This window comes from Streptomyces sp. NPDC041713, from assembly GCF_055591085.1.
On the sequence record NZ_JBVIZY010000001.1, the window covers coordinates 958841 to 972641 of the forward strand.

The following is a 13801-nucleotide window of genomic DNA, read 5'->3' on the forward strand; positions in this document are numbered from 1 at the left end:
CCTGATGACTACGCGCACCCCGCTGATGGCGGGCAACTGGAAGATGAACCTCAACCACCTCGAGGCCATCGCCCACGTCCAGAAGCTCGCCTTCGCCCTGGCCGACAAGGACTACGAGGCCTGCGAGGTCGCCGTCCTGCCGCCCTTCACCGACCTCCGCTCGGTGCAGACCCTGGTCGACGGCGACAAGCTCAAGATCAAGTACGGCGCCCAGGACATCTCGGCGCACGACTCCGGCGCCTACACCGGCGAGATCTCGGGCCCGATGCTGGCCAAGCTGAAGTGCACCTACGTCGCCGTGGGCCACTCCGAGCGCCGCCAGTACCACGACGAGACCGACGAGATCTGCAACGCCAAGGTGAAGGCCGCCTACAAGCACGGCCTGACCCCGATCCTCTGCATCGGCGAGGGCCTGGACATCCGCAAGGCGGGACAGCAGGTCCAGTACACGCTGAACCAGCTCGACGGTGGCCTCAAGGACGTCCCGGCCGAGCAGGCCGAGACCATCGTGATCGCGTACGAGCCCGTCTGGGCGATCGGCACCGGCGAGGTCGCCACCCCCGAGGACGCGCAGGAGGTCTGCGGCGCGATCCGCCGCCGCCTCGCCGAGCTGTACTCGCCCGAGCTCGCCGACAAGGTCCGCATCCAGTACGGCGGCTCCGTGAAGGCGAAGAACGTCGCCGACATCATGGCGCAGCCCGACGTCGACGGCGCCCTGGTGGGCGGCGCCGCGCTGGACTCCGACGAGTTCGTCAAGATCGTCCGGTTCCGCGACCAGTGAGTATGCGGTAGCGGCGATACGTCGTACCCTTGCGGGGGTCGGAGGCTCGGAAAGCTGGCTGGAAAGCTCGCCCGCGAAAAAAGCCCCGGCCCCCGTCGTCGATTCAGATCCGAGGAAGTTGGTCCAGCCGTGGTTATGGGGTTCTCGATCGCCCTCATCGTCTTCAGTGCTCTGATGATGTTGCTGGTGCTGATGCACAAGGGCAAGGGCGGCGGTCTTTCCGACATGTTCGGCGGCGGCATGCAGTCGTCCGTCGGCGGGTCCTCCGTCGCGGAGCGCAACCTCGACCGGATCACCGTCGTGGTCGGTCTGCTGTGGTTCGCGTGCATTGTCGCGCTGGGTCTGCTGATGAAGGCGAACAACTAGCGTCAGGCGCTGGTCGCTTGTCCGGTGCGTGGCAGCGTGCGCGGCTTATCATGGGGCTTGCGTCCGGGGGGTGGGGTGTAACTCCGCACACTGGACGCGCGTTGGGCCTTACGTAAACTGAGGCGCCCGCAGCAGCACCATCACGCAGGGAGTTACGACCGTGGCAAGTGGCAACGCGATCCGAGGAAGTCGGGTCGGGGCGGGGCCGATGGGCGAGGCCGAGCGCGGTGAGTCCGCGCCGCGAGCGCGCATCTCCTTCTGGTGCTCCAACGGGCACGAGACGCAGCCCAGCTTCGCGAGCGACGCGCAGATCCCCGACACATGGGACTGTACCCGCTGCGGCTTTCCGGCAGGTCAGGACCGGGACAACCCTCCGGACCCGCCGCGCACCGAGCCGTACAAGACGCATCTGGCGTATGTGCGTGAGCGGCGCAGCGACGCGGACGGCGAGGCCATTCTCGCGGAAGCGCTCGCCAAACTGCGGGGCGAGATCTAGTACTTGGGATTCGGCCGGACACCGAGAAGGTGTCCGGCCGGTTTCTTGTCCGGGTACATCCGCGGGTACGTCTGCGGACAGACGGTTTCAGACATCTCATACCGCTCATCGATCGATTAGGTTGGTGAGTGCAGCGGGGCAATACACGTACGCGGGTACGAGAGAAGGCTGAAGTCCGAGATGAATGCAGAAAGCCGCGCAAGGCTCAATCAGACGCCCGAGTGGACGGCGCTCACCAAGCACCGCGAACAACTCGGAGAAGTGCAGCTGCGCGAGCTGTTCGCCGCGGATCCGGCGCGCGGCACGGCGTACACCCTCCAGGTCGGTGACCTGCACATCGACTACTCCAAGCACCTCGTCACGGAGGAGACGCTGCGGCTGCTGCGCGAGCTGGCCGCCGCGACCGACGTGTTCGGGCTGCGGGACGCCATGTTCCGCGGGGAGAAGATCAACACCACCGAGGACCGCGCGGTCCTGCACACCGCGCTGCGCGCCCCGCGGGACGCCGTCATCGAGGTCGACGGCGAGAACGTGGTGCCGGCCGTGCACGCCGTCCTCGACAAGATGAGCGCCTTCTCCGAGAAGGTCCGCTCCGGCGAGTGGACCGGGCACACCGGCAAGCGCATCAAGAACGTCGTCAACATCGGCATCGGCGGCTCCGACCTCGGTCCCGCGATGGCGTACGAGGTGCTGCGCTCCTTCACCGACCGCGACCTCACGGTCCGTTTCGTGTCGAACGTGGACGGTGCGGACCTGCACGAGGCCGTGCGGGACCTGGACCCCGCCGAGACGCTGTTCGTCATCGCCTCGAAGACGTTCACCACCATCGAGACGATCACCAACGCCACCTCGGCGCGGGACTGGCTGCTCACCGGCCTGCGCGCCGACCAGAGCGCCGTCGCCAAGCACTTCGTGGCCCTGTCGACCAACGCCGAGAAGGTGTCGGACTTCGGCATCGACACGGACAACATGTTCGAGTTCTGGGACTGGGTCGGCGGCCGCTACTCCTACGACTCGGCCATCGGCCTCTCCCTGATGATCGCCATCGGCCCCGACCGGTTCCGCGAGATGCTCGACGGCTTCCACCTCGTCGACAAGCACTTCCGCACCGCGCCCGCCGAGTCCAACGTGCCGCTCCTGATGGGACTGTTGGGCATCTGGTACGGCAACTTCCACGACGCGCAGTCGCACGCCGTGCTGCCGTACTCGCACTACCTCTCCAAGTTCACCGCGTATCTGCAGCAGCTGGACATGGAGTCCAACGGCAAGTACGTCGACCGGGACGGCGAAGAGGTCGACTGGCAGACCGGCCCGGTGGTCTGGGGCACGCCCGGCACCAACGGCCAGCACGCCTACTACCAACTCATCCACCAGGGCACGAAGTTGATCCCGGCGGACTTCATCGGCTTCGCCGAGCCGGTCGCCGACCTGCTGCCCGGCCTGGTCGCCCAGCACGACCTCCTGATGGCCAACTTCTTCGCGCAGACGCAGGCGCTGGCGTTCGGCAAGACGCCGGACGAGGTGCGCGCCGAGGGCGTCGCGGAGGAGCTCGTCCCGCACAAGACGTTCAAGGGCAACCACCCGACGACGACGATCCTCGCCAAGGAGCTGACCCCCTCGGTCCTCGGCCAGCTCGTCGCGCTCTACGAACACAAGGTCTTCGTCCAGGGCGCGGTGTGGAACATCGACTCCTTCGACCAGTGGGGCGTCGAGCTCGGCAAGGTCCTCGCCAAGCGCATCGAGCCCGCGCTGACCGAGGGCGCCGACGTGCCGGACCTGGACGGGTCGACCACGGCGCTGGTCGCCAAGTACCGCGATCTGCGCGGCCGTTGATCCCGCCGGCCCTGCGGCACGTCCGTTGACGTACGGACCTCGGGCGTACGGACGTTAATCGGATGCGGGCGCGGCCCCCGGCGGGTGACACTGCTTCAGCTCTGTCACCCGCCGGGAGGGACCCCCGTCATGGACCAGCTGCACGCCGCGCTCGCCGACCCCGACAGACTCCGGCTGTACGCGCGCATAGTCCTCGACGACCTGCCTCCGGGCGAGGCCGACTCCGCCGCCGCCCGCAAGCACCTGGGACGGCTCCTCGCTACCGGCCTCGTGGAGCGGCTGCCCGACGGATCGCTGCGGGCCGACCCGGCCGTCTTCCGGCGCTCGCCCGACCCCGTGGACGCCTACGTCCACCCCACCGTGCCGCGCCGCCTCACCGGATTCTTCGCACACGGCCGCCTCACCACGATCCCGGTACGGGCCGTGGTGCGCCACGAACTCCTCGTCCACCTCACGGACACCCTCTTCGACACCGGCCGCAGCTACAGCGAGCGCGAGGTCAACGACGCGTTCGGCACCGTCCACGACGACACCGCGGCGCTGCGGCGGTACTGCGTCACCGACGGCCTCCTGGTGCGCGAGCAGGACGGCAGCAGCTACCGCCGCGTCCTCGTGGACGCCTGAGGGCCCCGCACCACATGGTGCGGGGCCCTCAGCGACGTAACGCGACGGATCGCTAGGACACGGCCGGCGGATACAGCTCCGGAGGGAGCTGCGAGGCCGCCGCGGCGTCCAGGAGCCACAGCGTGCGCGAGCGGCCGTAGGCGCCGGCCGCGGGGGCCTGCACCTCGCCCGCGCCCGACAGGGCGATGGCCGCGGCCCGCGCCTTGTCCTCGCCCGCCGCAAGCAGCCACACCTCGCGGGCCGCCCGGATCGCCGGGAGGGTCAGCGAGATGCGGGTCGGCGGCGGCTTCGGCGCGCCGTGCACGCCGACCACCGAGCGGACCGTCTCACGCACCGCGGGCAGCTCGGGGAAGAGCGACGCGACGTGCGTGTCCGGGCCGACGCCGAGCATCAGGACGTCGAAGGTCGGCACCGGGCCGTGGTCCTCCGGGCCCGCGGCCGCGGTGAGTTCGGCGGCGTAGACCTCCGCCGCCGCGTCCACCTCGTACGCGCCGTCCGACGCGGGCATCGGGTGCACCCGGGCCGGGTTCAGGGGCACCGAGTCGAGGAGTGCCTCCTTGGCCTGGGTGTAGTTGCGCTCCGGGTCGCCGTCCGGCAGGAACCGCTCGTCGCCCCACCACAGGTCCAGGCGCGACCAGTCGACCGCGTCCTTCGCCGGGGAGGAGCCGAGCGCGGCCAGCACGCCGTTGCCGTTGCGGCCGCCGGTGAGGACCACCGACGCGTGGCCGCGGGCGGCCTGCGCGTCGACGATCTTCGTGATGAGGCGGGCCGCCACGGCCTGCGCCATCAGCTCCTTGTCGCGGTGGACGACGAGCTGCGGGGTCGCGGTCACTTCGCGGCCGCCTTCTTGGCCGCTGCCTTCTTCGCCGGCGCCTGCTTGGCCTCGGGGGCCTTGCCGCCCTCCTTGGCCTCCGACGCGGTCTCCGTCACCGGCTCGGACGGCTGGCCCAGGCGGTCCACGCCGTACTTCAGCGCGGAGGCGTAGGTGTCGTCCGGGTCGAGGCGGCGCAGCTCCTCGGCGATCAGCTCGGCCGTCTCGCGGCGCTTGAGCGCCACCGCGCGGTCGGGCTGCCCCTCGATGGAGAGCGTGGCGAGCGAGCCGTCGGCCCGGTCGAGCACGATGGGACCGCAGTCGGTCTCCATGCGGACGCCGGTCAGGCCGGGGCCCGCCGACAGCGCGCGCTTCACCGGTACGTCGAGCCGGTCGGCGAGCCACATGCCGAGCAGCTCGCAGCTCGGGTTGAACTCCTCGCCGTCCACCTGGACCGAGGTGACCTTGCAGGCGACCTGGTCGAGCGCCGCGGCGAGCATGGAGCGCCACGGGGTGATGCGGGTCCAGGACAGGTCCGTGTCACCGGGGTGGTAGGCCTCGGAGCGCGCGGTCAGCTCGTGGATCGGGTCCTCGGCCGCGTAGGTGTCCGTGACGCGGCGCTGGGCCAGCGAGCCCAGCGGGTCGTTGGCCGGGTCCAGCGGGGCGTTCACCGGCCACCAGGCGACCACGGGGGCGTCCGGCAGCAGCAGCGGCAGGACGACCGACTGGGCGTGGTCGATGACCTCGCCGTACAGCCGCAGTATGACCGTCTCGCCGGTGCCGGCGTCCGCGCCGACCCGTACCTCGGCGTCGAGGCGCGACGTCGTACGGTCGCGGGGCGAGCGCGCGGCGCGCTTGATGACGACCAGCTTGCGCGAGGGGTGCTCGCGGGACGCCTCGTTGGCGGCCTTCAGTGAGTCGTAGGCGTTCTCCTCGTCGGTGACGATGACAAGGGTGAGCACCATGCCGACGGCCGGCGTGCCGATCGCGCGGCGGCCCTGCACGAGCGCTTTGTTGATCTTGCTGGACGTGGTGTCCGTAAGGTCGATCTTCATGGCCGACGCCAGCTCCGTCCGTCTCGTGCGAGCATTTCGTCCGCCTCGGACGGGCCCCAGGTCCCGGACGCGTACTGCGCGGGCTTGCCGTGCTTGTCCCAGTGCTCCTCGATCGGGTCGAGGATGTTCCAGGACAGCTCGACCTCCTCCGTGCGCGGGAAGAGGTTGGCGTCGCCGAGCAGGACGTCGAGGATCAGGCGCTCGTACGCCTCCGGACTGGACTCGGTGAAGGACTCGCCGTAGGCGAAGTCCATCGACACGTCCCGGATCTCCATGGAGGTGCCGGGCACCTTGGAGCCGAACCGGACCGTGATGCCCTCGTCGGGCTGGACGCGGATGACGATCGCGTTCTGCCCGAGCTCCTCGGTGGCGGTGTGGTCGAAGGGGGAGTGGGGGGCCCGCTGGAAGACCACCGCGATCTCCGTCACCCGGCGGCCGAGCCGCTTGCCCGTGCGCAGGTAGAAGGGCACGCCCGCCCAGCGGCGGTTGTCCACCTCCAGCTTGATGGCCGCGTACGTGTCGGTCTTCGACTTGGGGTCGATGCCGTCTTCCTGGAGGTAGCCGACGGCCTTCTCGCCGCCCTGCCACCCCGCGGCGTACTGCCCGCGGACGGTGCTCTTGCCGAGGTCCTTGGGCAGCCGGACGGCGCCCAGAACCTTGGCCTTCTCGGCGACCAGGGCGTTCGCGTCGAAGGAGGCGGGCTCCTCCATCGCGGTCAGCGCCATCAGCTGGAGCAGGTGGTTCTGGATGACGTCGCGCGCGGCGCCGATGCCGTCGTAGTAGCCGGCGCGGCCGCCGATGCCGATGTCCTCGGCCATGGTGATCTGGATGTGGTCCACGTACGACCGGTTCCAGATCGGCTCGAACATCTGGTTGGCGAAGCGGAGCGCCAGGATGTTCTGGACGGTCTCCTTGCCGAGGTAGTGGTCGATCCGGAACACCTGGTCCGGGGCGAACACCTCGTGCACGATGGCGTTCAGCTCGCGGGCCGACGCGAGGTCGTGGCCGAACGGCTTCTCGATGACCGCGCGGCGCCAGGCGCCCTTCGGGGCGTCGGCCAGCTCGTGCTTCTTGAGCTGCTGCACCACCTGCGGGAAGAACTTCGGCGGCACCGAGAGGTAGAACGCGAAGTTGCCGCCGGTGCCCTGCGCCTTGTCCAGTTCCTGGATGGTGGCCTTGAGCTGCTCGAAGGCGTCGTCGTCGTCGAAGTTGCCCTGGACGAAGCGCATGCCCTGGATGAGCTGCTGCCAGACCTCCTCGCGGAACGGGGTCCGGGAGTGCTGCTTGACCGCGTCGTGGACGACCTGGGCGAAGTCCTCGTCCTCCCAGTCGCGGCGGGCGAAGCCGATGAGCGAGAAGCCCGGCGGCAGGAGACCCCGGTTGGCGAGGTCGTAGACGGCGGGCATCAACTTTTTACGGGACAAATCGCCCGTGACGCCAAAAATGACCAGGCCCGACGGCCCCGCGATACGCGGGAGCCGTCGGTCTGCGGCGTCACGCAGCGGATTGCTGCTTGACAAAGTGGTCAGCCCTTCGCAGGAGCGAGGCGCTTGAGCTCGGCCTCGGTCGACTTGAGCAGGTCGTTCCAGGACGCCTCGAACTTCTCGACGCCCTCGTCCTCCAGGAGCTGCACGACCTCGTCGTACGAGATGCCGAGCTTCTCCACGGCGGCGATCTCGGCGCGCGCCTGGTCGTACGTGCCCGCGATGGTGTTGCCGGAGATCGAGCCGTGGTCGCCGGTGGCCTCCAGGGTCGCCTCGGGCATCGTGTTCACCGTGTTGGGTGCGACGAGCTCGTCGACGTACAGCGTGTCCTTGTAGGCCGGGTCCTTGACGCCGGTCGAGGCCCACAGCGGACGCTGCTTGTTGGCCTGCGCCTTGTCCAGGGCGGCCCAGCGGTCGGAGGAGAAGACCTCCTCGTACGCCTCGTAGGCGAGCCGGGCGTTGGCGAGCGCGGCCTTGCCCTTGGCGGACTTGGCCTCGTCCGTACCGATGGCGTCGAGGCGCTTGTCGATCTCGGTGTCCACGCGGGACACGAAGAAGGACGCCACCGAGTGGATCTTCGACAGGTCGAGCCCGCGCTCCTTGGCCTTCTCCAGGCCGGCGAGGTACGCGTCCATGACCATGCGGTAGCGCTCGAGCGAGAAGATCAGCGTGACGTTGACGCTGATGCCGAGGCCGATGACCTCGGTGATCGCCGGGATGCCCGCCTCGGTGGCCGGGATCTTGATGAGCGCGTTCGGGCGGTCCACCAGCCAGGCGAGCTGCTTGGCCTCGGCCGTCGTGGCCTTGGTGTTGTGCGCCAGGCGCGGGTCGACCTCGATGGACACCCGGCCGTCCTGGCCGCCGGTCGCCTCGAAGACCGGGCGAAGGATGTCGGCGGCGTCACGGACGTCCGCCGTCGTGATCATGCGGATGGCCTCTTCGACGGTGACCTCACGGGCCGCGAGGTCCGAGAGCTGCTGGTCGTAGCCGTCGCCCTGCGAGATGGCCTTCTGGAAGATCGACGGGTTGGTCGTGACGCCCACGACGTGCTGCTGGTCGATCAGCTCGGCGAGGTTGCCGGACGTGATCCGCTTGCGCGACAGGTCGTCCAGCCAGATCGCGACGCCTTCTTCGGAAAGGCGCTTGAGTGCGTCTGTCATGGAATTACATCTCCTACTTGGTCGTATATGGGCGTCAGCGCTGAGCGGCGTCGATCGATTCCCGGGCCGCCTGAGCCACCGCGTCGGCGGTGAAACCGAACTCGCGGAACAGCACCTTGGCGTCCGCCGAGGCACCGAAGTGCTCCAGCGAGACGATGCGTCCGGCGTCGCCCACGAAACGGTGCCAGGTCAGGCCGATGCCCGCCTCGACCGCCACGCGTGCCTTCACCGACGGCGGCAGCACCGAGTCCCGGTACCCCTGGTCCTGCTCCTCGAACCATTCGACGGACGGCATCGAGACGACGCGCGTCGGAACGCCGGCGGCCTGCAGCTGCTCACGCGCCTCGACGGCGAGCTGGACCTCGGAGCCGGTGCCGATGAGGACGACCTCGGGCGCTGTGCTCTTTCCGTTGGGGCCGTCGGCCTCGAAGAGGATGTACCCGCCCTTGGCGGCGTCCTCGTTGCGCTCGTACGTCGGTACGCCCTGGCGGGTCAGCGCGAGGCCGTGCGGGGCGCCCTTGCCGAACTCCTTGGTGTAGCGCTTGAGGATCTCGCGCCAGGCGACGACGGTCTCGTTGGCGTCGGCCGGGCGCACCACGTTCAGGCCCGGGATGGCGCGCAGCGAGGCCAGGTGCTCGACCGGCTGGTGGGTCGGGCCGTCCTCGCCGAGGCCGATGGAGTCGTGCGTCCACACGTACGTCACCGGGAGGTGCATCAGCGCGGACAGCCGGACGGCGTTGCGCATGTAGTCGGAGAACACCAGGAAGGTGCCGCCGAAGATGCGCGTGTTGCCGTGCAGCGCGATGCCGTTCATCTCCGCGGCCATGGAGTGCTCGCGGATGCCGAAGTGGACCGTACGGCCGTACGGGTCGGCGCCCGGCAGCGGGTTGCCCTCGGGCAGGAACGACGACGTCTTGTCGATCGTCGTGTTGTTCGAGCCCGCCAGGTCGGCGGAGCCGCCCCACAGCTCGGGGATGACCGGGCCGAGCGCCTGGAGGATCTTGCCGGACGCGGCGCGGGTGGCGATGCCCTTGCCGGTCTCGAACTCCGGGAGCTTCTCCTCCCAGCCCTCGGGCAGCTCGCCCGCGCGGATGCGGTCGAACTCGGCGGCGCGCTCGTCGTTGGCGGTGCGCCAGGCGGCGAAGCCCTTGTCCCACTCGGCCTTGGCCTCGCGGCCGCGGTCGAGGGCCTTGCGGGTGTGCGCGAGGACCTCGTCGGAGACCTCGAAGGTCTGCTCCGGGTCGAAGCCGAGGACGCGCTTGGTGGCGGCCACTTCCTCGTCGCCGAGCGCCGAGCCGTGGGCGGCCTCGGTGTTCTGCGCGTTCGGGGCGGGCCAGGCGATGATCGAGCGCATCGCGATGAAGGAGGGGCGCTCGGTCTCGGCCTGGGCGGCCTTGATCGCGGCGTAGAGGGCGGCCGGGTCGAGGTCGCCGTTCTCCTTGGGCTCCACGCGCTGGACGTGCCAGCCGTAGGCCTCGTACCGCTTCATGGTGTCCTCGGAGACCGCGGTCTCCGTGTCGCCCTCGATCGAGATGTGGTTGTCGTCCCACAGCAGGATCAGGTTGCCGAGCTTCTGGTGCCCGGCCAGCGACGAGGCCTCTCCGGAGATGCCCTCCTGGAGGCAGCCGTCACCGGCGATGGCGTAGATGTGGTGGTCGAACGGGGACGCGCCGTCGGCCGCCTCCGGGTCGAACAGACCGCGCTCGTAGCGGGCCGCCATCGCCATGCCCACGGCGTTGGCGACGCCCTGGCCCAGCGGGCCCGTGGTCGTCTCCACGCCGACCGTGTGGCCGTACTCCGGGTGGCCCGGGGTCTTCGAGCCCCAGGTGCGGAAGGCCTTCAGGTCGTCCAGCTCCAGGCCGAAGCCGGCCAGGTAGAGCTGGATGTAGAGGGTCAGGGACGAGTGGCCCGCAGAGAGGACGAACCGGTCGCGGCCGGTCCAGTCGGCGTCCGCCGGGTCGTGGCGCATCACCTTCTGGAAGAGGGTGTACGCGGCGGGCGCGAGGCTCATGGCCGTACCGGGATGGCCGTTGCCGACCTTCTGTACGGAATCCATGGCCAGGACGCGAGCGGTGTCAACGGCTCGCTGGTCCAGTTCGGTCCACTCGAGGTCTGTGGTGGTCGGCTTGGTGCTCACCCTGAGTCAGGGCTCCTCTCCACATGTCGAATGCCGGCGGCGTAGATACCACCGGCCGATGTCGAGCCTACCGCTGCTAGAACGCTCATTTTTTCGAGTCATTCCAGACTGCAGTGACACGCGAGGATCCGCCTGTCGAAAGGAAAGCGCGGGCATTAGGCAAGTGAATATGGGGTCGCTCATATGTCCGCTCATAAGGCCACGGGTATCGCCCATATGTCCGCTCAATGAACCCGGGGTTCCGCTCATCTGGCGGTCCAACTCGCCCCGGACGCCGTTCGACCGGCCGCCCAACACGACCCCACCCCCGCGAAGAGCGAGGTATGGGCAACGTCTACAGTGGCGTGGTACGCGCGGGCTTTACCGGATCTTCATGTCTGAAGGTGCTGGTCGGCCCGCTGGGATGTCTCTGTCAGGGGTGTGCGTGACGGCCGTTGAATCCCGTCCAGCGGGGGTTTCCGGGACGGACCTTAGCCCGAGCCATCGGCCGTTCGGGGCTCGTGTCAAGGCGTTCGTGGCGCTGACCAAGCCGCGGATCATCGAGCTGCTGCTCATCACCACCGTTCCGGTGATGTTCCTCGCCGAACAGGGGGTGCCCGACCTCTGGCTGGTCTTCGTGACCTGCCTGGGCGGCTACCTCTCCGCCGGGGGCGCCAACGCGCTCAACATGTACATCGACCGCGACATCGACGCCCTGATGGACCGTACGTCGCAGCGGCCGCTGGTCACCGGCATGGTCAGCCCGCGCGAGTGCCTCGTCTTCGGCATCACCCTCGCGGTCGTCTCGACCCTGCTGTTCGGCTTCGCCGTCAACTGGCTCTCCGCCTGGCTCTCGCTCGGCGCGCTCCTCTTCTACGTGGTCGTCTACACGATGATCCTGAAGCGGCGCACCTCCCAGAACATCGTCTGGGGCGGCATCGCGGGCTGCCTGCCGGTCCTCATCGGCTGGTCCTCGGTCACCAACTCGATGTCGTGGGCCCCGGTCATCCTCTTCCTGGTCATGTTCTTCTGGACGCCGCCGCACTACTGGCCGCTGTCCATGAAGGTCAAGGAGGACTACGCGCGCGTGGGCGTGCCGATGCTGCCGGTGATCGCCTCCAACAAGGTGGTCGCCCGCCAGATCGTCCTCTACAGCTGGGTCATGGTCGCCGTCTCGCTGCTGCTCCAGCCGCTCGGCTACACCGGCTGGTTCTACACCGCGGTCGCGCTGGTCACCGGCGGCTGGTGGCTGTGGGAGGCGCACGGGCTGCAGAACCGCGCCAAGGCCGAGGTCACGGGCGGCAAGCTCAAGGAGATGCGGCTCTTCCACTGGTCCATCACCTACGTCTCGCTGCTCTTCGTCGCGGTCGCGGTGGACCCCTTCCTGCGCTGAGCGCACACACACGCCGCCGACGGGCGGGGCACGCTGGTGTCGAACGCCACGTGCCCCGCCCGTCGCCAGTTGATCTACCCGTCGGTAGCATCCTGTTCCATGGCAGAGACCGAGCAGATGGCAGAGACCGAGCAGGTCGAGGACGGCAAGCAGGCGGCCCGCGCGGAGCGGAAGGCGGCCAGGCTCGCCAAGGAGATCGGCGCCTTCGCGAAGGCCCACGGCGGCGCCGAGGGTCAGGTCGCGTATGTCGGGGAGCGCGGCGCCCGGATCGTCCTGGTGGGCGAGGACGGCGGCTGGGGCGACCTGATGGCGCCCTCCTACGCCGTGGCGCAGAGCGCCGTCGAGAAGGCCGGGATCACCGTCCACGACGACTTCGCCGGGGAGTTCGCGGCCAAGGTGCGGACCGGACCGTACGAGTGGAAGCGGATGGCCGGCATCCAGCTCGGCGGTCCCAGCAACGGCTGACGCGCGCCGTACGCCCCCGCGGAGAACGGCCGAAAGCAACACCTGACAGCCGGGTCACCCGTTAGGACCGTAAGAACAAGGTCCACTCATCGGGAGTCCGGATGATCGAAACGCCGTCCCTGGTGGACCAGTACTGCCATGGCGTCCTCCGTACGGAGCTGGGCCTCGGCACCTTCGAGGCCCACCTCGGCCGGGGCGAGGGGCCGCCCGCCCCCGGCACCACCTTCTTCGACACCCAGACCGGTTTCGCCGTGCGCCGCTGGTGCCCGCCGCTGCTCGGCATGGAGCCGCACTGCCCGCCGGCCCGCTATCTGGCCCGCCGCCGCGAACTCGGCGTCCTCGAGTCGGGCCGGCGCCTGCTGCGCGGCAGCGGCATCACCACGTACCTCGTCGACACCGGGCTGCCGGGGGATCTGACCGGACCCGACGAGATGGCCTGTACGGGTGACGCGGACGCCCGCGAGATCGTCCGTCTGGAGCTGCTCGCCGAACAGGTCGCGGACACCTCCGGCACCGCCGACGCGTTCCTGGCCAATCTCGCCGAGTCCGTGCACGCCGCCGCCGTGGGCGCCGTCGCCTTCACCTCCGTCGCGGGGGTGCGCCATCCGCTCGCCCTCGCCCCGGAGCCGCCGGGACCCGGCGAGGTGCGGGGCGCCGTGGGGCGCTGGCTGGCCGGGCGGCAGGTCGGCGGGGCGCTCACCGACCCGGTGCTCCTTCGCCATCTGCTGTGGATCGCCGTGGCCTCGGGCCGCCCGCTGCAGCTGCACGCGGGCGCCGGGGACCCGCAGACCTACCTCGGGGAGTTCGCGCGGGCCACCGCGGGCCTCGGCACCGACCTGGTGCTGCTGCACGGCTATCCGTACCACCGCAGCGCCGCACACCTGGCGGCCGTCTTCCCGCACGTGTACGCCGACCTCGGGCCCGCCCTGGTGCGGACCGGGGCCCGCGCCGCGGCGGTGCTCGCGGAGATCCTGGAACTGGCGCCCTTCGGCAAGCTGCTGTTCTCCAGCGGCGCCCACGGCCTGCCCGAGCTGCACGTCGTCGGGGCGCACCTGTTCCGCGAGGCGCTCGGGCGGGTGCTCGGCACCTGGGTCGCCGAGGGGGCCTGGTCGCTCACCGACGCGCAGCGCGTGGCGGGTCTGATCGCCGCGGGCAACGCCCGCCGGGTCTACGGGCTCCCCGACGGCGCCGCCGGGCAGTGAGGGCGGTGCGGCCGG

13 protein-coding genes are annotated in these 13801 nt (G+C 69.7%); 8 read left to right on the forward strand and 5 right to left on the reverse strand.

All coding sequences use genetic code 11. The annotated features are described in order from the left end of the window. Positions 1-4 precede the first annotated feature (4 nt). From tpiA to ACZ6CV_RS04200, 5 genes are all read left to right on the forward strand, one after another. Positions 5-781: a triose-phosphate isomerase gene (tpiA, locus tag ACZ6CV_RS04180; RefSeq protein WP_469249471.1), complete on the forward strand. Its 777-nt coding sequence runs from the start codon at positions 5-7 to the stop codon at positions 779-781. A 135-nt stretch (positions 782-916) separates the two neighbouring features. Beyond that, positions 917-1147: a preprotein translocase subunit SecG gene (secG, locus tag ACZ6CV_RS04185; protein WP_030784160.1), complete on the forward strand. Its 231-nt coding sequence runs from the start codon at positions 917-919 to the stop codon at positions 1145-1147. Between the two features lie 160 nt (positions 1148-1307). Beyond that, positions 1308-1643, forward strand: coding sequence for an RNA polymerase-binding protein RbpA (locus ACZ6CV_RS04190; RefSeq protein WP_355817946.1), 336 nt, complete (start codon positions 1308-1310; stop codon positions 1641-1643). A gap of 180 nt (positions 1644-1823) precedes the next feature. Beyond that, positions 1824-3476: a glucose-6-phosphate isomerase gene (gene pgi, locus ACZ6CV_RS04195; protein WP_469249472.1), complete on the forward strand. Its 1653-nt coding sequence runs from the start codon at positions 1824-1826 to the stop codon at positions 3474-3476. A gap of 129 nt (positions 3477-3605) precedes the next feature. Then, complete coding sequence (locus ACZ6CV_RS04200) at positions 3606-4100, forward strand: DUF2087 domain-containing protein (protein ID WP_469249473.1); 495 nt, start codon at positions 3606-3608, stop codon at positions 4098-4100. Positions 4101-4152: 52 nt separating this feature from the next. Here ACZ6CV_RS04200 and pgl read toward each other — a convergent pair whose 3' ends face one another. Genes pgl through tkt form a run of 5 tightly spaced genes read right to left on the reverse strand, consistent with a single transcriptional unit; the run spans position 4153 to position 10747 of the window. Continuing rightward, positions 4153-4932, reverse strand: coding sequence for a 6-phosphogluconolactonase (gene pgl, locus ACZ6CV_RS04205; RefSeq protein ID WP_469249474.1), 780 nt, complete (start codon positions 4930-4932; stop codon positions 4153-4155). Then, the gene (opcA, locus tag ACZ6CV_RS04210; protein ID WP_469249475.1) at positions 4929-5966 is read right to left on the reverse strand and encodes a glucose-6-phosphate dehydrogenase assembly protein OpcA; all 1038 of its coding nucleotides are present in this window, start codon (positions 5964-5966) and stop codon (positions 4929-4931) included. Before opcA ends, pgl begins: the two co-directional genes overlap by 4 nt. Continuing rightward, positions 5963-7495, reverse strand: a complete 1533-nt coding sequence (gene zwf, locus ACZ6CV_RS04215; RefSeq protein WP_469249621.1) for a glucose-6-phosphate dehydrogenase — start codon at positions 7493-7495, stop codon at positions 5963-5965. The genes opcA and zwf overlap by 4 nt, the downstream gene beginning before the upstream one ends. Then, positions 7492-8610, reverse strand: a complete 1119-nt coding sequence (gene tal, locus ACZ6CV_RS04220) for a transaldolase (RefSeq protein WP_469249476.1) — start codon at positions 8608-8610, stop codon at positions 7492-7494. Before tal ends, zwf begins: the two co-directional genes overlap by 4 nt. A 34-nt stretch (positions 8611-8644) precedes the next feature. Beyond that, a complete protein-coding gene (tkt, locus tag ACZ6CV_RS04225) occupies positions 8645-10747 on the reverse strand; it encodes a transketolase (RefSeq protein WP_469249477.1) in 2103 nt (700 codons plus the stop codon). A gap of 418 nt (positions 10748-11165) precedes the next feature. Here tkt and ACZ6CV_RS04230 point away from each other — a divergent pair, with 418 nt between their 5' ends. The 3 genes from ACZ6CV_RS04230 (at position 11166) to ACZ6CV_RS04240 (ending at position 13786) form a co-directional block, all read left to right on the forward strand. Then, complete coding sequence (locus ACZ6CV_RS04230; protein ID WP_362376432.1) at positions 11166-12119, forward strand: heme o synthase; 954 nt, start codon at positions 11166-11168, stop codon at positions 12117-12119. A 99-nt stretch (positions 12120-12218) separates the two neighbouring features. Next, positions 12219-12584 carry a hypothetical protein gene (locus ACZ6CV_RS04235; RefSeq protein WP_362376328.1) on the forward strand — a complete coding sequence of 122 codons (366 nt, stop codon included), beginning with the start codon at positions 12219-12221 and terminating at the stop codon, positions 12582-12584. Between the two features lie 101 nt (positions 12585-12685). After that, the gene (locus tag ACZ6CV_RS04240) at positions 12686-13786 is read left to right on the forward strand and encodes an amidohydrolase family protein (RefSeq protein WP_469249478.1); all 1101 of its coding nucleotides are present in this window, start codon (positions 12686-12688) and stop codon (positions 13784-13786) included. The last annotated feature ends 15 nt before the right edge of the window (positions 13787-13801 follow it).